Genomic DNA, 19673 nt, shown 5'->3' with positions numbered 1-19673 from the left:
AATAAAACATGAAGATATTAATCAGTAAATCCGCCATCAGGGCGGCAATATTAAGCGCAGGAATCGGATTAACGGTGTCAACTAGTTTTGCACAACAAAAAAAACCAAATATCATTCTCATTCTCGTAGATGATTTAGGCTTTTCAGATACCGGGCCTTATGGTGCAAATGAAATCCAGACTCCTAACCTGAATGAACTGGCAAAGGGCGGATTAAAACTCAAGGAATTCTATAACAACTCGATATGTGCCCCCACCAGGGCCTCCGTATTAACGGGTCAATACCAACATAAAGCTGGCGTGGGCTATTTTAACGTTAACCTCGGTCTGCCAGCCTACCAGGGCTTTCTCAATAAAGAAAGTTTGACCCTTGCAGAGGTGTTGCGCAATGCCGGGTACACTACGTTAATGTCGGGAAAATGGCATGTTGGCGACGACAAAGACCAGTGGCCAAATCAACGTGGCTTTGATCAGTTCTTTGGCTTCATCGGTGGTGCAAGCAATTACTATGAAATTGCCGATCAGCAAAATCCAACTGTTCCACTAGTCAGAAACAACAAGCCGGTTTACCTGGAACCGGGGAAATACCTCACAGATGAGATTACCAATAACGCGCTGAATTTCATTTCCGAGTCTGATAAAGATAAAAAACCGTTTTTCCTATATCTGGCCTTTAACGCACCCCACTGGCCTTTGCAAGCCTTACCAGCCGATATCGAAAAATATAAAGATGTCTACAAACTTGGCTGGGATTCGCTCCGTAAACAACGTTATCAAAATGCCATTAAAGCAGGTGTCATTTCAGCGGATCAAAAAATTACCTCACACGATCAGGACGTGAAACCATGGGATAAACTAACATATGATGAACAACAATACTGGTCACTTCGCCAGGCCGTTTTTGCGGCCATGATCGATCATGTAGACCAGAGTATAGGGAAGCTCCGCGGTAAATTGAAAGAGCTCAAAAAAGACGACAATACCCTGATCGTTTTCATTTCCGATAACGGCGCTCAGGGTGGAAATGGAACGCGACCTTACAGCCAGCGCACTACAGAAACAGTAGGTGCCCCAGGTTCTTACGAAACCCAAAACAGCAACTGGTCACAAACCGGCAATTCACCTCTCCGCAATTATAAAGCTACGCCCTATGAAGGTGGCATCAGTGCCCCATTTATTGCCTGGTTTCCGTCAAAAATTAAAGCAGGGACAATCAAAAAAGGAACCGGACACATCATCGATCTGGCACCTACTTTCTACGAACTGGCAGGAGCCAAATATCCAGCCACATTTAATGGTGTACAAACAAACCCCTTAGCGGGCCAGAGCCTGCTTCCGCTGTTGACCGGAAATGCTGAGGAAATCCAGCGAAAAGAACCACTGGCATGGGAAAGGGGTGGTAACAAAGCCATTCGTGATGGAAAATGGAAACTCGTTTCAATAGGCACCAATGGTGGCAAATATGAGCTGTACGATATTGAAAAAGACAGGGCTGAAAATAATGACCTTGCAGCAAAACACCCCGAAATTGTAGATAAACTCAAGTTGGAATATGCCCAATGGGCTCAGAAAAATGACGTTGTAGATTACAATATCCTCCGCCCCAAAGCAACTGTTCAACCTGGCAGACCACAAACCTCAGCAGCGAGAGAAAGAAGAAATTAATCAATAAATTAAAAGCGATGAAGAATTCATTTTTAATATTGCTGGTTTTGACACTGATCAATTCCTACAATACACGTGCACAACAAAACAAGCACCCAAACATCATCCTTATTTTAGCTGATGATTTAGGCTATTCGGATATAGGGGCATATGGATCTGAGATTCAAACCCCGAATCTGGATAAATTAGCGAATCAAGGCATCAGATTGAAAGAGTTTTATAACAATTCCATCTGTGCTCCAACGAGGGCATCTCTGCTTACAGGGCAGTATCAGCACAAAGCTGGCGTAGGTTACTTCGCTAACGACCTGGGTTTGCCGGCCTATCAGGGATACCTGAATAAGGAATCGCTAACCCTGGCAGAAGTACTCAAAAATAACGGGTATACCACGTTGCTTTCGGGTAAATGGCATGTTTCAGGAAAAGATCAGAGTTTCCCCTGGCAACGCGGCTTCGACAGAAGTCTGATGGCCAATAACGGCAGTTACTTCGATCAGGGCGACTTTAATGGTGGAAAAAAACAGCCTTATATGCTGGATGGAAAACCTTACCCCTTGGAAGCAGGGAAGTTTTATCAGACAGATGTGGTAACCGAACAGGCAGTAACTTACATTGCTGAAGAGGCCAAAAAAGACAAACCCTTTTTTCTTTATTTAGCCTATACCGCGCCCCATTGGCCTTTACATGCCCTGCCTGAAGATATCGCCAAATACAAAGGCAAATATGACAAAGGTTGGGATGAACTAAGAAAAACGCGTTTTGCTAAACAGAAGCAACTGGGAATTGTAGCTGACAATACCACTCCATCAGTTAAAAATGATGACATCTACGACTGGAGTAGACTTTCTTATGATCAACGCCATCAATGGGCCACCAAGATGGAAGTCTTCTCTGCAATGGTAGATCGGATGGATCAGGGAATTGGCAAGGTATTGGAACAGTTGAAAAAAAGCGGAGCAGACCAGAACACCCTGATCGTCTTTATATCCGACAATGGTGCTCCCGCAGAGGAGATGATAAAATGGCATAACGGAGCCATCAGAAACACCGGGCCTGTAGGCACTATCGGGTCGTACGAATCGCAAAGCAAAAACTGGTCCTATGCTTCCAATACGCCGTTTCTCGCCTTCAAAGATGACATGTATGAGGGTGGAATCAGCTCTCCGTTCATTGCCTGGTTTCCATCAAAAATTGAGGCCGGACAAATCAGAAAAGGTACAGGACATATTATCGATTTAGCACCAACCTTCTACGAATTATCAGGCGCCGCATATCCGAAAAAATTTAATCAGACAATACCAAACGCGCTTCCGGGTAAGAGTTTATTGCCTGTTTTATTTAGCAAACAGGATACTGTTCAGCGAAACGAGCCTTTGTTTTGGGAAAGGGCAGGAAACAGGGCAGTAAGATCTGGTAAATGGAAACTGGTTTCACATTGGCCGAGCTACAGCTGGGAGTTATACAATCTCGAGAATGACAGAGGTGAAACTCAAAATCTCGCAGCGAAAAACCATGAGCTGGTTAGTCAGTTATCAGTTAAATATTTTGACTGGGCAAAGAAAACCGGTGTAGTAGATTTCAGCACGCTCGAAGATAAGGAACCGCAATCGATGAAGGACTTCAGGAAAAGTAAAATTCAGGATCCCGTTGGCCCAAGCGGTTTCGGATTCTGAATTTGGCAGATGAAGTACAAAAAAAAGCAACAGGGAAATTCCTTGTTGCTTTTTTTTGTAAAATAACCTGAATGTTTTTTCTGGCACTTAATATATCCAGCCAGGAGAGGGCTTTACATTGCCGCCAGTAATCTGCACAACAGAGTTAGGTATTGGCCAGGCTGTTATGTAATCGCCTTGCTTAACATAAGTAACATAGGGTTTTCCCCATGGATATAACGCGCCGTTATTCGCTTTAAATTTATTGGTCAGCCAGGTACCCCAACGTAATTCGTCGAAATAGTTGATGCCTTCATTCACAAATTCAATCCTCCGCTCATTTCTGATCCGTTCACGAAGGTCGGCCTGCGAACTCACATAAGTAGGCAATGCAGCATTGGTAATCTGTAATAAAGCAACTCCTGCTCTGGACCTCACTAAATTAACTAAATCTACGGTTGATTGTGTTACTCCTGATACTTCGTTCGTGCTCTCTGCCCAATTCAGCAACACATCAGCATAGCGAATAATCGGAAAATCAACCGGCGTTTGGGTCCTCACCCAGGTCTCAGCGGTACCGGTTTCCACAAATTTCCGGTAGTAATAAAAACCAACTGTATTGTCTGCCCTGATATCGAACGAAGGTGCCGTCTCTGCCCGATATGGCCAGCGCCAGTACTTAGCTACGGTATTCGGACCGAAAAATGTACTGTAAGGGGTAATTAAACTTTGGTTCATCCGCGGATCCCGGCTGGCGTATGCCCTGAGTATCCTGGCTTCGTTTCCAGCTGGCAGATATAGCGACACCTGTGCGCCTCTCGTAGCAGCAGCCGATAATTCCGCAGCTGTTGCACCGTCGCGAATAAAATAGACTTCACGCTGTGCCGGTGTTAATGTGGAATATCCGGGAATGACAGTATCCCAGTTAAATTTAGAGCCATCAACATTTTCGTAAAGATCCGCAAGGTAGGGCGATGCATTGTAGTAACTCCAGCAAGATCCATTTGCAGCCCTGGTTCCGTTATAAAAACTGATATCCGAACCATAACCTGCAAGATCTATATTCTGCATCGAAAAAATCATTTCCGGCGACTGCTCATTAGCCAGCTTGAACAGCTGATTATAACTGTCTGCGCCCGCCCCTGTATATAGAGCAAATCCTAAGCTTGGTAGCTGCTGAAAATCTGCAATAGCAGCAGCCCAATTCTTCTGATACATGTAAACTTTTCCACGTAACGCATAGGCTGCTCCTTTAGTTATACGTCCATAGTCACCAGACCCTGCAGCATATTTACCAGGTAGATTAGTCTCATTGATCGCATCGGTAAGATCGGTGATAATGCTTGTCCACACTTCATCTGTAGTGCTGCGGGCTTTGTTGAATTTATCGTATTCCGTAGGTTCAAGATAAATGGGAACCCCCTGGAAAACCTGATTTAAACGGTAATAGAAATAGGCCCTTAAAAACTTACATTCTGCCACATACTGCGCTTTTTTTACCGCCGTAGACGGCGATTGAAGCGGGATATTCTTAATCGCATCGTTTGCTCTTGCTATGCCTTCGTATAATGCCTGCCAGGCGGTGCTAAACAGCGACAAACTTGGCGTTGCAGTTCCTGCGGTAAGATCAGTAGCAAAATAGGCCTGCCCAGTATAGCCGTATCGGTCAGTACTGTATAATTCATAAAGCATATCACCTTCTCCGTTTTTTGTTCCTCCCCTTAGTGCGGCATAAACACCATTTACACCTTCTATGGTCGATGCATCGGATGTCCACATCGTTTTGGAAGACAATTGATTATCCGGCACCGTATTTAGTAAATTCTTTTTGCAGCTGCTTACAAATACCAAAGCAACAACGCATATCTGTATTATTTTTTTCATGATCGTTTGATGATTATTTGTACTTAAAATTTAGCATTAACACCTAAAGAAAACTGTTTCATGATCGGATAAGGCGTTCCCAAGCTACCTTGTTCAGGATCTCCCAGTTTATAAGCACTAAGGGTTAATATATTCTCGCCGGTAACATAGAAATTGAGAGATTTCACTACACCTCCCAGTCGGTTCATTAAACTTTCGGGGATGGTATAGCCCAGCTGAACATTTTTGATCTTCAGGTATGAGCCGTTTTTTAACCAGAAATCGCTGGCAACATCATTAATTACATCGGCTGTTTTTATCCTTGGATAATATCCGTTCAGATTGCTTGCCGAATAATGATCATCTGCTACTTGTTGAGGAATGCTGGAAGCCAACCGCACAAATGAGCTGTTGATATAAGCGTAATTGGTATAAAACTTCATCCCTGCTCCCCCAGCCAGAATCACCGAAAGATTAAAGCCTTTGTAGCTCGCATTTAGGTTCAGGCCGAACACGTATTTTGGCAAGGTTGAATAATTCTGGAATTGTGCATCTCCTGCATTACCATAAACACCATCATTATTGTTATCCGAATAAAGTAAATCACCCTTATAAAGATTCCCTGCTGCAACGGTGTTCACCGGGCCAAAACTATAACCGGCAGCTTTCATTGCAATCACCCAGTTCAAATCGGCATCTGTTCTGATCATACCATCTTTGGGTCCTCCCTTCGGATCAACCGCACCGGTAGCTGTGGTATAGGTACCCGAGCCTTTGTAAACGGTTTGCAAATAAAACTCATTAATTAAGTGACCCTCTACAACACGGTTATTACCCCCACTGGAAACTGCCGAAACATTGTTAGAAGTGGAAACACTGCCGTCAACCGCATTTACACCATATGTAGTAGCGATTAATCCCTTGTAATTCGTCACCTGATTTTTGTAATAGTATGCCAGGTTAGCTGTAGCACTGTAATGCAACTGGCCTTTATTACCCTGCCAGCCCAATGTAAATTCCATTCCCTTGGCACTTACGCCTGCCAGATTAACTGTGGGAGCGGTAGCGGTACCGTGGGTGATATCAATTGTCGGAAGAAAAAGGATTCCCGATGTTTTCTTACTAAACCAATCCGCGGTAAAGCTCAATCCTTTTAGCGCGGTTAGGTCGATTCCAAAATCAGTTTCTTCAGTGGTTTCCCAATGTAATGCGGGATTCCCTATTTTGGAAGTGTACAATCCCACTACTGACGTACCATTAAGTGAGTACGCCGTTGTGGTAGCACTGGTTGTAGAGTACAACGATTGCCAGTCATAATTTCCTGACGCTACATTACCTACCCTTCCCCATGAAGCCCTAATCTTGAATGTATTAACTTTTATTTTTTCCAGGAAATTTTTCAAAAATGCTTCTTTGTCTAGGTTCCATCCTGCCGAAAAAGAAGGAAAATATCCGAATTGATTTACCGGCCCGAATTTAGAGGATCCATCTCGTCTCAGATTTGCCTCAAACAAATACTTGTCTACGTAACTATAATTCAAGCGGCCGAAAAATGATCGGAAAGCATAGTTGTCGCCCGCGCTACCTGTTGGATTGGTTGGAAAAGAACTGGCTGTACTGATTGCTGTTACAGAACCATCAACTAATCCTTTGGCGGTAATACTGGTTGCATAAGCATAAACTTTGTATTGATTATACCCCGCAAGTAAACCAAGATGGTGTTTTTCTCCAAAATTAGTATTATACCGAAGGAGACTTTCCATGGTCATGTTGTAAGATTTGCTGAAGGTATTAGCTGTTGTGGAATTAACCGGATCGGCTTGATCATTACTTTGCGTAATTGCATTCATTTGAAAGTTTTTAAAACGCAAGGATTGGGGATCGGTGAAGCTATTGGTTTCATTAAATTTGGGTGCATAACTAATTCTTGGTTCAAAGGTTAACCCTTTAGCGAGATTGGCTTTCACGTACCAGGTACTACTGATATTTGTGGAAATCCGGTTCCCTTTTGTTCCTCGCAAACGTGAAAGCACATTACCTGTACTCCCGTTTACGGGTACCGGATCTATACCATAATAACCATCGTAATAGGGATAAGCCATAGGTGCAATCTGTCTGAGAAAATTCAGAAAGTCTGAAACATTGGTTAGGCTGTATTTACCCAAATCACCAAATGTGTTGGTGCCAACAGTAATGTAATCATTGATCTTTGTTTCCAGATTAATGCGAAAACGGTAATCGCTATACGCGGTATTGTCGATTATTCCGGGATTATTGATGTAACCGAGGGAAAGAAGATAGCTAGTGCTTTCCGATTTACCATTTAATGAAATATTGTTGTTTTGCAATGCGCTTCGGTTTATGGTCGTTTTAGCCCAGTCTGTATTGGCATAGGCAACATCATTTGGTATACCCTGGGCAGTTGTACCATCAGGGTTAGAAGCCGCGTCTATGTAGGGTTGGATGATATCCGGGGAATAGATTACTGCCCCACCGATGTTTGCTGAAGCCTCATTGATTAACCGCATATAATCCACACTATTGGTTACGAATTTTGGCAGCTGTGAAGGTCGGGTGGAAGAAAATATACCACTGTAACTCAATGTTGGTTTTCCTGATCCTTTTTTAGTCGTAATCAGTATCACTCCGTTTGCAGCAAGCGAACCGTAAATTGCGGTTGATGCAGCGTCTTTTAACACTGTTACACTTTCCACATCCTGAGGATTCACCGCATCGATAGAACCGCTAATGCCATCAATCAAGACCAGAACACTTGAGCTGCTAAGCGTACTTAGCCCGCGTATGGACAAACTCGATGCATCACTCCCGGGCTGACCTGAAGATTGATTACTATATAAACCTGAAGCCAGGCCTGCAAGAGAATTGGACAAATTGGTAACCGGCCTGTTTTCGATATCCTTACCGCTTATTGTTGCAATAGATCCTGTTAAGTTCACCTTCTTTTGCGTTCCATAGCCTACTACAACCACTTCGCTTAATGAGCCGGCATCAGGCAACATGGTGACATTTACCACTACACCAGTGCCAACCGGCTTTTCCTGTGCCTGATAGCCTACATATGAAAACAAAAGCACCGCATTTTTTGGCGCTGTAATGCTATAGTTACCTTTTGGGTCACTTACAGTAATCACCGTACTACCCTTTACCTTAACACTTACTCCTGGTAAGGTTTCCCCTTTTTCATCTTTAACAGTCCCTGAAATTTTAGCTTCCTGCGCCAAAGCATGAGTTACCGTGCATAAAACAAAGACAATTCCAAGCCATACGCACTTCATGCGCGATAAGCTCTCATTTTTTTTAGGATGTAAATAACCCTTTTTGTAAATTTTGATCATATTAGTTTAATGTTGGTTAATTTGGTTATACCTCAAGCAAGGCTTACGAATTGCTGCTATCGTAAATTGCTTGTTATACCAAATTTGATCATTATCATAAAAGGAGTAGGGTGAAAATCCTTAATAAAAGGGATGAAAATTCTAAATCTTTCGAAAAACTAAGGTCCTTGACTGAATCAGGTAAGTGGTACTAAAATTAAATTTCGCACAATCTGTTCTGGGAAAGCAGAATTATACCGCGAGAGTGCACCAGAAGATTGGTGAGGTATTAAAGAGATAATAAAGAGCTGTGTTTTCTCTTATTTAAGACTTCTGCTTAATGCTTTTCCCCAAAACGTACCAAGCGCCTGTGCCCCCTTTTTGTTTGGATGAAGATAGAATGTACCGGCGGGGCCATGTTCTTCATTCATATCGCTTAAGTATTTTTTCTTAAAATATGGATATGCATCTTCATCGCCAAGGTAAACCCGCCCTGGCTGCACTTGCTTGTATGCCTTAACCAAAGACCTGATCTGAGGGAAATAGCTCTGCAATCTTGCTCTTCCTGCACGGAGATATACTGATCGGTTTTGTGTGCTGTCACTGTAATAAATCGGTGTATGGAATACAACTTTAGCATTAGGGTACATGCTCAGTAGCGTGTCGGCCAGGGTTTTTAAATTAGAGCGATATGTCTCAGCGGAAACGGGAGATCCATTAGGTCCCTTCTCTGCGCTGTCGTTGGTGCCCAGCATAATACTAAAAACCAAGCCGGCATTTTTTTCAGCAAAAAAAGCATCTGCAGCTTTTACCAGCTCCGGAAATGCCTTATTGGTAACGGGCAAAAAGTCGACCGTTGTATAACCGCTGTGTCCCTGATTGCTGAATCGGACATTTTGAAACTTTCCTGAAACCTTTAAATAATCTGTTGCAATAGCCGCAGGACCGAAAGTGCCGGCATTTTCTACCATCCGCGATTCTGTAATACTGTCGCCGATAAAAATGATATCGTAATTGTTCTTCTCTTTTAAACGAAAAGCGGCTGAAACGGTTAAACATATTACCGCAAATAAAAAAAACAATTTGTAAAGGCTCATTCTATTCATATTGGCCGGAATCGATTTTAACCGAATGTATTAATTTTTTTCCTTGCCGCGGTATTGTGCAACGGCCTATTCCCAATTGATAACTGGATTGCCCATACAGATGGATCATGAAAAAGACCGTTGTTGTTGTTTTATCGAGTATAAGTTAAGGGTATTCCTTTGCAAGCACATCCTCGGTCAGCTCTGCAAAAACCTGTTTAATCATTACTTCCGTCGCTTTTATGGCATCAATAAGCGCGACCTTTGGAATCCCTTTGGAAAAGTTCGGTGAGGTTTGCAGATAAGATAATTCATTTGCATTATTTTATATTTGAAAATTAATGCTCTGTTATGAAGTATCGATTAACCTTAGTTAAAGTTTTGATTGCTTTTTTGCTCTTTTCCATTAACCTTTTTGCTCAGAATAAACTCAACAGTTCTTACGTAGCGGCAAAGATTAATTACCTGAGCGGGGAAGATCTCCCTGATGACAACATCCTGAAATACACATATGTAAAATATACCTTTACCCCAACCGGAGAATTTGGTAGTTCATCAGCTTATAACGATAAAGGTTTAGAATATCTCTATCAGGTATCGGGCAACCGTTTGATGATTAAAACCCTTGAAGGTTCGGTGATCAATACTTTGAGAATCATGGAATGGGACAATAATAAGATGGTGTTGATTAGCGCTTCGGCTACCGGGGCACTTGATGATGCAATGTCTCTGCAATACACCTTCTACAATGAAAAACTGGTTCAGAGAAGTATGCCGTTAAAAGCTGATGATATTTTCAGCATTAAAGAAAATGATACAGTATATAAATCGGGACAAAAAATATATGCACCCTTTAAAGGCTCTTCTTTTCAACGGTATTTACAGCTGGAAATTGGTAAAAAGAAACTGAACCCAAAAGATGTGGAACTCATTTCTACCTTTATCATCAACGAAAATGGTAAACCTGATAGTCTGAGAATCCTTCAGGGCATCAGCAAAAAGTACGACGAAGAATATCGGAAAGCTTTCAACTCGGCCGCCGGAATGTGGTTACCGGCATATCACAACGGAAAAGCTGTTAAAGTATTGATGAATATATCATTGAAATACCTGAGTATAGGTGTGGCGATGCCTTATTATTTTAGTTCGAAATCTGCAAATGACGCATACCAGCTAAAAGATTATACCCTTGCCTTGTATCATTACGATAAATCACTTGAGGCAAACCCTAATGATGTCAGCAATCTTTACCGCCGCGGGATTTGTAAGCAGATGCTGGGCAATATGGAAGGTACCTGTGAAGACTGGAAAAAGATCAGGCAACTCGGTAATAACACCGCAAATGAATTTCATCAACCTCCTTTTGGGTTGGAGCGTGTTTGAGGTTATTCATGGTTCTGAAAAATTCCTCGGCCCTGCCTGCGGGCTGAACAAAGTAAACCAGCTTGCCCTGATCGGTGAGCTGTATCCAGGTATGTGGAATATTTCGGGGTAAAAAAGTAGTGTCGCCGGGCGCCATCATTATCGTTTCTCCTACTACTACAAAACGGTAGCCGTTAAATATTTGTAACCAGCGCCCCTCTGATTAAAAGACGGAGGCTGACCACCTCTAACTACATATTAACCAATTGGTTACAAACTATCAAAGAGATGCCGTTAAATATTTGTAAGGGTTTTTAATTAAATACAGATTTAGTACATTCTTTTGAATACATGGCTGCTGACTTTAATTTTTCCAAACCGAGGCCCAGAGCTTGACTACATGTCTCGATTTTTAGTTTTGCACTCAAGTCGTGGAAATAACTTGAGGACCATATTTCAAGTACCTTTGAATCCTTTATAAATCTGGAGATGTCAGCTTTGACAAAGTCCATTTTAACCCTTTCAATCATTTCGCCCAATAATTTCCTGAACTCCTCTTCGTTGATGGTCTCTTTTTTCCAGTCACCGCTATCGATTGCCCTTAGCAAGAAATGGTCGAGATTGAGGGGGTATCCTTTTTTGATGTACCATTCCATATCATACCAGTCCCGTCCCTTTACATTTGTGCCCCACTTGCGAAAAAGCAATGCATGCATTTTTCCTGCAAAAAGATCGGGAAGCGACAGGCACTTCACGTAAAATGAAAAAGGTCGAAGCAATAATTTTTCTTCGGTAGAGAAGCCCAATGGCGGTTCTCTATCCACTTCTATCTTTATCTTGATATTGGCTACTTCCTTAAGTCCGTTCTGTGGGATAACACCCTCCAACACCAATTCCTTCCAAATGGTTTCCGACTTTAGAAAGGCTGAGTTGATGTTGCTCTTCGCTGCCTTCTGTTTTTCCGAAATAGATACCTGCATTCCTAGTGCGGCGAACTCGTTTATGATAGCATCTTGGTATTTTTCCAGCGAAAAATCTGGATCAACGACAAGCAACGAAAAATCCAGATCCTCCGAAAATCGGTCTAGCCCATAGAATATCCTAAGGGCAGTTCCGCCATAGAATGCCGCTTTTTCAAAAAAACCAGCACGGTTAAGTCCAGCCAGGGTAATCTCCTGCATGATTTCCCTCAATGCATCTTTAGCTTCCTCCCTGTTTGCGGGATGATAATCTTCGAGCCATTCCTTTATCATAATTTTTCAATCATTTTGATTAACATTTCCAGGCTTTCCCTTTTGGGTGCATTTTCCAGCCAGCTGAACATCGCATTTAGATTAAACTTAGCGAGATCTTCTTCTTCCATTCTCAGGTTTCCAAAAACATAGTCCCTTGTAGAAGACTGGCTTCTTAAGGTTATGCCTGCTGTTGTAGCTATTTTATCGCATAGGGCCTTTTCGGGGGTTGCCATTATGGCTTGCTGATCTTTAGACAGATTCACAGTGGCAAGGCCGAATGCATAATAAGGCAATGGCAGGTTGGTATAGCTATATAGTCCAATGCTGGTTTGAAATTTCCTCGATGCTTTTGTAGTCATTGAAGTTACCGCAAACACTTTTTCTGGAATTAGCCCGTAATGGGCGAGCGCACTTTCCATTGAAAGGTAGCTTGGTCCGAGTATATGGTTGGCAAGCAGAGCGCTTTCAGGCCGTTCAGCGCCAAGAGACCTACCTGCTATATAAAGTCCCTTTTTGATCGGTTCGATCAGACCATCTGCTTTTAAAGATAGTATCTTATCATTTGGCCGTTTATAGTCTTTCAAAAGGCCAGCCAGTAGCTGGTGGGTCAGCGGTTGGTTAGATAACTCTCTTAGTGCTGTCTGAATATCCATTGTAAAATATCAATAAGATAAACGGCTTATTTTCGTTTATCTTATGTTAAAGATACATAAAATATTTAAATATGCAAAATATTAACAAGATAAACGGATTTAATTCGTTTATCTTATGTTTATTCAACAATAATACTGAATTAAAAGATGGAAACTACTAAGACAAGCGGATGGCTGGGGCCTCCGCTTTAATAGACGGACGCTACCGTGTGTCGTTAAGACAAATGGAGGTAGGAAACTTCCTATTATGAAAATAAAAAACCCCATCCTATTAACTAGAAATGGGGTTTTCAAGTGATTTTCGGACTTGAAAATCTGAGCTCCTTCTGCTGGGCTCGAACCAGCGACCCTCTGATTAACAGTCAGATGCTCTAACCAGCTGAGCTAAGAAGGAATATTTTTTTTCCACCAAAATCCTCTGGCAACTTTGTTATAAAAAATCCCCACATTGCTGTGAGGATTTTCGCTCCTTCTGCTGGGCTCGAACCAGCGACCCTCTGATTAACAGTCAGATGCTCTAACCGGCTGAGCTAAGAAGGAATCCGGCTTTCCAAATAAACAAGGTTTTTAAGCTTTTCAGCAAACATTCCCTTGTTCGTTTTGGGAATGCAATATTAGGGCTTTTAAATTATTTATGCAATATTTGCAGTGAAAAATTTTTAAAAAAATTCAATTTAAAATATATGAGCCTGATAATCATAGGTACTGTAGCTTTTGATGCTATTGAAACTCCTTTCGGAAAAACGGATAAAATTGTTGGTGGCGCCGCAACTTACGCAAGTTTAGCTGCTTCATATTTCTATAATAAAGCGAAAATCGTTGCCGTTGTTGGAGATGATTTCCAAAAAGCCGATATCAACACCTTTACCGAACACGGAATTGATACCGAAGGATTACAGATTAAAGCTGGTGAAAAATCTTTTTTCTGGTCGGGAAAATACCATAACGATATGAACAGTCGCGATACTTTAATTACTGAATTAAATGTATTGGAAAACTTTGATCCGGTTATCCCTGAGAGCTATCAGGATTGCGAATACCTGATGTTAGGCAACCTGACACCGCAGGTACAGCAAACCGTGATTAAACGTCTTAAAAACCGCCCGAAATTAATCGTGATGGACACCATGAACTTCTGGATGGACATTATGATGGATGATTTACTCGAAACCATTAAACTTGTTGATGTATTAACGATTAATGATGCAGAAGCCCGTCAATTATCAGGCGAATATTCTTTAGTTAAGGCTGCTAAAAAAATCCTGACCATGGGACCTAAATACCTGATCATTAAAAAAGGTGAGCATGGCGCATTGCTATTTCACGAAGATCAGATCTTCTCAGCACCAGCCCTACCATTGGCAGAAGTTTTCGATCCGACCGGTGCAGGCGATACATTCGCGGGTGGTTTTATTGGTTATTTAGCAAAAGTTGGAACCATCAATTTTAATAACATGAAAAATGCTATTATTTACGGTTCGGCCCTTGCCTCTTTCTGCGTAGAAAAGTTTGGAACTGAGAAACTGTTAAACTTAACAGAAGAAGAAGTTGCAGGGAGAATTCAACAGTTTGTGAAGTTAAGTGCCTTTACCATCGAGCTTTAGGTTTACGCCTTGATGAAGCCGCAGGTTTACAGATGATACGCTAATCTGCAAATCTGCGGCTTTACTACTTAAAATCCTGCTGCTGCAGGCTGCTTGTTTCTGAGGTTGATTACAGTACGACTGATAACAGGCTGCAACGCAATCAAAATAATGCTTACTAAACAAAGCACAGCAATCCATTCATAATAGCTTACGCAGAACTGCAAAAAAGTTTGCTTCTGCACAGCCTTATTAAGCAATCCCATGGCTGCTTTTCCCGCCTCATCCCTGGGCATTCCCCTTGCTGTTAAAGCCGATTGATACATTTTCAACTGCTCTGCCAGGGTAAAATCAAGCATGGAAAGTTTTTCACGCAATTTGTTGTTGTGCTCTCCTTTGAAATAAATCTGATAAAAATTAATAAATGCCAGACTTAAGCTAAATGTCGAAAACCGCACAAATACCCCAACCGAAGATGCCGATTGACTCATGCTATCGGGAACAGACGACATGATGAACATCACTATGGGCGACATCACCATTCCAGCACCTGCGCCCTGCAAAAATAAAGGAATATAGAAGTTATAAGTTCCCGCCTCACTGGCAAAAAGTAAGCACATCCAAAGAAAGAATATGAATAGCAAGGTAAAACCTGTTACCCATAAAACCCGCAGATGTTTTTGCCGGGTTAAAAACCTTATGGCAATAACAGAACCGAAAACAACGCCAGCGATATTGAAAAGCATAATCTCATTGGCATGCAATGAATCCATACCCAATACATTGATAAAGTAAGACGAAGTGAGGGAAAAGGCCCCGCGAATAATATACAGGATAACCAGAAACACAATCCCGATTGAAAAATTCCGCGACTTAAAAACGCTCAGATCAATCGCCGGCCTTTTCAATGTTTTTTGCCTTAAAATGGAGGTGAGCCCTAAAGTGACAATAGCCACAATTGATAGCACAATACCCGGATTGTCCAGCCAATCTCGCTCCTGACCATACACCAGCACATAGGCAATCAGCACCAGCATGACCGAAAACAATACAAAGCTCATCCAGTCGATTCGATACAGCGGCATTTTCCTCAGCACATGTACCCTGTTCATTACACTGAAAAGTAAAACAGCACTGGGTAAAAAACAAAAAATGATTGCCTTATATACCACATTGTATTCAAAATTCTCAACGATAGGTACAGAAAACAAAGCCGTAATAGGTGAAACACAAAGAATCATCCCGTAGAATATAGTATAACCAGTTTCTTTTGCATGTTCCGATTTTAAGCGGCTAAAAAGCAAATTCAAGGAAATACTGGTAATTCCACAATTTACAACCCCCTGTAAAAACCGGAGGGCAAATATAATACCCATAATTCGGGTATGGTAACAGCAATAGGCAATGGCAATTTCCAAAATCACACAGATCAGCAAATAATCCTTCGTCGCCACTCGGGCAAAAAAGCGTCGTTCAACTACCGCAAAACTCGCTACAGCAGCATAAAACATCAATAGTGAAAATTGTACATCAGCAGGCTCACCACCGTAATATCCTGCGGCAGCAATACCATCAGCGGTAGACAATGCAAAAAGCAAAACCGATGAAAGCAATACCGATACAATGCTGGAAACAACCAACCATTCGGGTACTCTTGCCTTAAATATGGACAACACCTTAGTCATTTCTTTTCACTTTAACACCTGCACTCATTCCGGCACTTAACAAACCAAAATCCTTCCCGGTATTTGACAGTTTGATTCGAACAGGGATCCGCTGTGCAATCTTCACAAAGTTTCCTGTCGAGTTATCTGGAGGAAGCAATGAAAACCTCGAACCTGTTGCACCCGATAATGACTCTATTTCACCTAAAAAAAGCACATTTGGAAAAGCATCAACCTCTACATCAACCTTTTCGCCCACATGCATTTTGGCAATCTGTGTTTCCTTAAAATTTGCAACAACCCATTTACCCGCACTTCTATCCACAATATAAGCGATTGTTTGTCCGCCTTGAACCAATTGCCCTGCCTGAATAGTTCTGCGCCCCATCTTCCCATCATAAGGCGCAACAATTACCGTATAGGAGGTATTCAGGTTATTTCTTTTCACAACAGCCGCCCTCCTTTTGATCTCTGATTCAAGCACGTCACTTTGCGCCTTGATATCATTGGTCTTTGAAATTGCTGTAACATAATCTTCTTTCGCAGCCTGATACTCTGCCTGAGCAACCTGTAAAGTACTCTCAATGGTTTCCAGCTGCTGACGGGTAGCAGACTCGGCATCAAAAAGCTTTTTGTATCGGTTATAATCCGTTTCAGCCTTCCATAGTTTCGCCTTAGCCGCAGCAATCTTGGCCTGCGTAACCGAAGCTGCACTTTGAGCCGTTTTAATATTGCTCTGCTGAACCGAGACCTGAGCTTTTGCATTCATCAGCGAAGCCGAAGCCTCATCCTGCTGAACGGTGTAATCGTCGTCATCTATCAAAACCAGTGTATCGCCCTTTTTAACCTCTTCATTCTCCTCAAACCTGACTGATTTGATATAGCCACTTACCCGGGCAGTAACCGGATTAATATATTCATCTACTTGTGCATCATTGGTTTCTTCGTAACGTAAATAGCCCAGAAGCGTTTTCACGCCCCATACCAGCAAAACAGCAAGCACAATTAGCGCTATAATGGTGGTAATCCTACTGATGATTTTATCTGCCTTATTTTGTGTTTGTGTGTTCATTTTATAAATTTCCTACAGCTTTTTGTAATTGATAGTATTGAATTCTGGCGTTTACTTTCGCAGTGGTTAATTCGAATTTCGATTGTAAAACCTGTGTTTCTGCATCAAGTAAATCTGTTAAGAGCGAAAGTTGATTGAAATATGTATTCTGTACAATCCTGTAACTTTCCGTAGCCTGTTTGATATTTTCTTCCGCCAGATTGATCCGCTGTAACGATTCTTTGTAACGGATATAATTCTCCTGCACTTCCTGCCTGATATTGTCCTTCACATCCTCATCCTCAACCTCCTGTTGCTTTAACCGGATCTGCGCTTCCTTCACCTTATGCTGGTTGGTGTACCATGATGATATCGGAATCTTTAACTTCAAACCAAACATCCCGTTGCTGTACAGCGAAAGCGCATAAGGATAAAACTGAATTTGAGGATAAGCATAAGCATATTCTCCAAAGAAGCCCAGCGTTGGCAAAATATTAGATTTAACGTTCTTTAGTTTCAGCTTAGCCAGCTCCTGTTCTTTTTCCGAAACCTGTAGTTTAAAAGAAGCAGTTTTTGCATCAGAAACATAATCTTCAATCTGTTTCAAAGCAACCGCATCGGTTTCAACGGTTAAAACCTCAGGGCTTAATGCCGCATCATCAGGTCTTCCAATTAAAATATTAAGTTTCTGTTTTGCAATCCTGATACTGTTTTCAATTTCCGTAAGCAGCATTTTTTGCTTCGATAAACGGAGTTCAGCCCTCAGCACATCACTTTTTAAAACCGTTCCGTTTTTATAAAGCTGATTAATTTCGGCAAGTTGCTTCTCTCTGTCACGAATATCCTGTTCCAGCAAACTTTTGTATGAGATGTTCCGAAAAACATCATAAAAATAAACTGCAGCGGTATAGTGAATTTCCTGACGGCTTTGCCGCTTCTGCACATTACTTAGTTCGCTTTCTACCTTTGAGGCTGCAATTTCAGTATTAGTTTTTCCACCGTTATAGATGTTTACATAAGCTTCAGCTCCCGCTTTGTAATACGTTGGTGCAACCTCAAACTGCGATGGAGTATGGAATAAACCGCTATCATAGATGGGCAAAGGAAGCACATGCGCATAGGTACCTGCCGCAGATACCTCAGGCAAACGTTCTGCCTTACTTACCTTAATATGTGTTTCTGCGGCCTGGGCGGCCAATTCATGTAACTGGTTTTTCTTACTGTTACTGTCTGCCAGCGCCCAAACCTCATTGATGGTAATATGATTGGAAGGAGCGGTTTGTGCATGTAAAAAATTGGATGATAAACGAAAGGCCATGCACAGCCAAATTATTCTTTTATATGCTATAAAATTCATACCTGTTAATTAATGGTGCAAATTTCGACAGAGATTTGTTTCTTTGTTTTATCTAAAGTGACAGATATTTATTCAAACCGGCCAAATGTTAAAAGTTAGCAACGAAGACCTTTTATTTGCAATCGACGAAAAACCAGAAACCATGTACGTTTGGCACAGCAGGTTCGAAGACCGATTTCAAGACCATACCCACTCTAAAGGACAATTGACTTACGTAGAGGGAGGCATCATCTTTTTATACACCAAAGAAAAATCTTACTTTCTGCCGGCCAGGCATTACGTATGGATACCGGCAGGTATAGAGCACCATTTACAACACCGGTATCATGCTGCAGTGGTAAGGAATATTTATTTTGACACCACCACAGATGATGAAAATCCTTTCTATAATCAGATTGGCATTTACCCTGTGAATAATCTCCTGCTCGAAATGTTTTTATACTCGGAGAGATGGAACGGAAATATAGAGCCAGCAACCAAAGAATATGATTTTTTAAACACGCTGAAAAATATCCTCCCTGTGGTGAGCCGGCACCCCTTGCCAATCGCACTACCCACTACCGAAAATCAGCGTTTAAGGTCCGTTCTAAAACACATTATCGACAACCTTGCTAATGACAACATGAGTTTGGAAAGTGTAGGAAAGGCCAATGGATTTAGTGAGCGTACTTTATCACGTTTATTTCAATCGGCCATGGACACTTCTTTTTTCCAGTACCTGAAACTGGCAAGAATGATCAAAGCAATGGAAATGTTACTCGAAACCGAACTCACCATCAGTGAAATTGCCTATGAGGTTGGCTATAACAGCATTTCATCTTTTAGCAATACCTTTTATAAAATGGTTGGCAAACGGCCCTCAGAATTTAAAGAATTGAAGCTGGCTACACTAACCAGAATTAACCTGGTATAGCTAGTATTGCAACAGGGCTGAATTTTTCAAATACAGCATCGGTATGTGGCGCATCCTGGAGTTCATCTGTTAGATCCTGGCCAGCCCAATGTTCGTAATGCTTGCCGTTCCGCCATAAGCGGCTGTCGGTCATATCATATATCAAACCTTTATAGGCTACCCATATTTGCGGCTTATCCTGTCCGTTTCTTAATGCAAGCTGTTGTTTGGTATAAACCGGTAAATCCATTTAATATGTTCTAATAGCTCCAATGGT

General features: G+C 41.8%; 14 protein-coding genes and 2 tRNA genes. 5 read left to right on the top strand and 11 right to left on the bottom strand.

Annotated features, from left to right (window positions below; translation table 11 throughout):
• Window positions 1-8: 8 nt before the first annotated feature.
• Window positions 9-1664 carry an arylsulfatase gene (locus AB669_RS15790; RefSeq protein WP_047800223.1) on the top strand — a complete coding sequence of 552 codons (1656 nt, stop codon included), beginning with the start codon at window positions 9-11 and terminating at the stop codon, window positions 1662-1664.
• Window positions 1665-1681: 17 nt separating this feature from the next.
• Window positions 1682-3337, top strand: a complete 1656-nt coding sequence (locus AB669_RS15785; protein ID WP_047800222.1) for an arylsulfatase — start codon at window positions 1682-1684, stop codon at window positions 3335-3337.
• Window positions 3338-3424: 87 nt separating this feature from the next.
• On the opposite strand, the gene AB669_RS15780 is transcribed toward AB669_RS15785, so the two are convergent.
• The 3 genes from AB669_RS15780 to AB669_RS15770 all read right to left on the bottom strand — a co-directional run bounded on the left by AB669_RS15780 (window position 3425) and on the right by AB669_RS15770 (window position 9611).
• Window positions 3425-5200, bottom strand: coding sequence for a RagB/SusD family nutrient uptake outer membrane protein (locus AB669_RS15780; RefSeq protein ID WP_047800221.1), 1776 nt, complete (start codon window positions 5198-5200; stop codon window positions 3425-3427).
• Between the two features lie 23 nt (window positions 5201-5223).
• Entirely contained in the window at window positions 5224-8535 is a 3312-nt protein-coding gene (locus tag AB669_RS15775) for a TonB-dependent receptor (RefSeq protein WP_053058433.1), read from the bottom strand.
• A gap of 299 nt (window positions 8536-8834) precedes the next feature.
• Window positions 8835-9611, bottom strand: coding sequence for a GDSL-type esterase/lipase family protein (locus AB669_RS15770; protein ID WP_156166761.1), 777 nt, complete (start codon window positions 9609-9611; stop codon window positions 8835-8837).
• A 339-nt stretch (window positions 9612-9950) separates the two neighbouring features.
• On the opposite strand from AB669_RS15770, the gene AB669_RS15765 reads away from it, so the two are divergent.
• On the top strand, window positions 9951-10982 hold the full coding sequence (locus tag AB669_RS15765) for a hypothetical protein (protein WP_047800220.1): 1032 nt from the start codon (window positions 9951-9953) through the stop codon (window positions 10980-10982).
• Between the two features lie 293 nt (window positions 10983-11275).
• Here the strand turns inward: AB669_RS15765 and AB669_RS15760 are convergent, their stop codons facing one another.
• From AB669_RS15760 to AB669_RS15745, 4 genes are all read right to left on the bottom strand, one after another.
• A complete protein-coding gene (locus AB669_RS15760; protein ID WP_082120697.1) occupies window positions 11276-12214 on the bottom strand; it encodes a nucleotidyl transferase AbiEii/AbiGii toxin family protein in 939 nt (312 codons plus the stop codon).
• On the bottom strand, window positions 12211-12849 hold the full coding sequence (locus tag AB669_RS15755) for a hypothetical protein (protein WP_047800219.1): 639 nt from the start codon (window positions 12847-12849) through the stop codon (window positions 12211-12213). The genes AB669_RS15760 and AB669_RS15755 overlap by 4 nt, the downstream gene beginning before the upstream one ends.
• Before the next feature lie 320 nt (window positions 12850-13169).
• Window positions 13170-13243: transfer RNA gene (locus tag AB669_RS15750), tRNA-Asn, on the bottom strand.
• Between the two features lie 72 nt (window positions 13244-13315).
• A tRNA-Asn gene (locus tag AB669_RS15745) sits at window positions 13316-13389 on the bottom strand.
• Between the two features lie 143 nt (window positions 13390-13532).
• On the opposite strand from AB669_RS15745, the gene AB669_RS15740 reads away from it, so the two are divergent.
• Window positions 13533-14453 (top strand): PfkB family carbohydrate kinase, encoded by a 921-nt coding sequence (locus AB669_RS15740; RefSeq protein WP_047800218.1) that lies wholly within the window; start codon window positions 13533-13535, stop codon window positions 14451-14453.
• Window positions 14454-14521: 68 nt separating this feature from the next.
• Here AB669_RS15740 and AB669_RS15735 read toward each other — a convergent pair whose 3' ends face one another.
• From AB669_RS15735 to AB669_RS15725, 3 genes are read right to left on the bottom strand one after another with little or no spacing between them, the layout of a single operon-like run.
• On the bottom strand, window positions 14522-16117 hold the full coding sequence (locus tag AB669_RS15735; protein ID WP_047800217.1) for an MFS transporter: 1596 nt from the start codon (window positions 16115-16117) through the stop codon (window positions 14522-14524).
• On the bottom strand, window positions 16110-17168 hold the full coding sequence (locus AB669_RS15730; protein ID WP_047800216.1) for an HlyD family secretion protein: 1059 nt from the start codon (window positions 17166-17168) through the stop codon (window positions 16110-16112). The genes AB669_RS15735 and AB669_RS15730 overlap by 8 nt, the downstream gene beginning before the upstream one ends.
• Before the next feature lies 1 nt (window position 17169).
• Entirely contained in the window at window positions 17170-18465 is a 1296-nt protein-coding gene (locus AB669_RS15725) for a TolC family protein (RefSeq protein ID WP_047800425.1), read from the bottom strand.
• 124 nt (window positions 18466-18589) lie between these two features.
• Here AB669_RS15725 and AB669_RS15720 point away from each other — a divergent pair, with 124 nt between their 5' ends.
• On the top strand, window positions 18590-19417 hold the full coding sequence (locus AB669_RS15720; protein WP_047800215.1) for an AraC family transcriptional regulator: 828 nt from the start codon (window positions 18590-18592) through the stop codon (window positions 19415-19417).
• Here the strand turns inward: AB669_RS15720 and AB669_RS15715 are convergent.
• Complete coding sequence (locus tag AB669_RS15715) at window positions 19404-19646, bottom strand: cytochrome b5 domain-containing protein (RefSeq protein WP_047800214.1); 243 nt, start codon at window positions 19644-19646, stop codon at window positions 19404-19406. The two genes, AB669_RS15720 and AB669_RS15715, sit on opposite strands and share 14 nt — an antisense overlap.
• Between the last annotated feature and the right edge of the window lie 27 nt (window positions 19647-19673).

The organism is Pedobacter sp. BMA (assembly GCF_001027745.1).
GTDB lineage: Bacteria > Bacteroidota > Bacteroidia > Sphingobacteriales > Sphingobacteriaceae > Pedobacter.
The sequence above is the reverse complement of the archived record's forward strand: the minus strand, read 5'-3'. Positions and strand labels throughout refer to the sequence as shown.